We start from the raw sequence: 701 nt of genomic DNA, 5'->3' as shown, positions 1-701 counted from the left end.
TGGCGTAAGAATGATGGCACGAGCGCGTTTTTTACGTTGCGTCTCACCTTGGCTTAGCTTTTCTAAGATTGGCAACACAAAGCTGGCGGTTTTACCCGTGCCTGTTTGCGCAGCCGCGATCAAGTTGCTGCCACGCAGCACAATTGGAATCGCTTTTTGTTGGATAGAAGTCGGTTTTTCGTAACCCAGCGCCGTTACGGCATCCGTAATTGGTGCGCTTAAACCAAGCTTAGAAAATGGCATAGAAACGTCTCTAAAGAGGAAATGGGCGCGTAGTTTATCAGAATCCCAGTCAAGTAACAGAATCATTCGTCTGGACGCGAAAACCACATTCAACAAATGAACTCTATCCTTTTAATAAGACATTCTGTTGGCATGACGCGTTGAATTATTCACAACCTCACGTTTCTCGCGAGAGAATCTCGTTATGCTGCTAACGTGTGCATTACTGGAAGGCGCCATGGACATTTTATTGCTTGTTGGATTGATCGCACTAAACGGCATTTTCGCTATGTCTGAGATTGCGTTAGTCGCGGCGAAAAGCGGCCGACTAAAAATGATGGCCGAAGACAACGCACCTGCTGCTCTCGCTTTAGAACTAAAAAACAACCCTACCCAGTTTCTTTCGACTATCCAAATCGGCATTACTGCCATCGGTCTACTCAGTGGCATTTTTGGTGAAGCGACGCTGTCCATTCCTT

2 protein-coding genes are annotated in these 701 nt (G+C 46.5%); one reads left to right on the top strand and one right to left on the bottom strand.

Annotated elements, in window-relative coordinates; genetic code table 11:
* A partial coding sequence (locus R7R78_RS26385; protein ID WP_225474644.1) for a DEAD/DEAH box helicase occupies positions 1 to 243 on the bottom strand: 243 nt, incomplete at its 3' end.
* Positions 244 to 427: 184 nt separating this feature from the next.
* Between R7R78_RS26385 and R7R78_RS26380 the strand changes: the two genes are divergently transcribed.
* Positions 428 to 701: CNNM domain-containing protein (locus R7R78_RS26380; protein ID WP_225474643.1), on the top strand; the 274-nt coding region annotated here is incomplete at its 3' end.

This window comes from Vibrio sp. 2134-1, from assembly GCF_033339495.1.
This window is presented reverse-complemented; position numbering and strand designations above follow the sequence as displayed.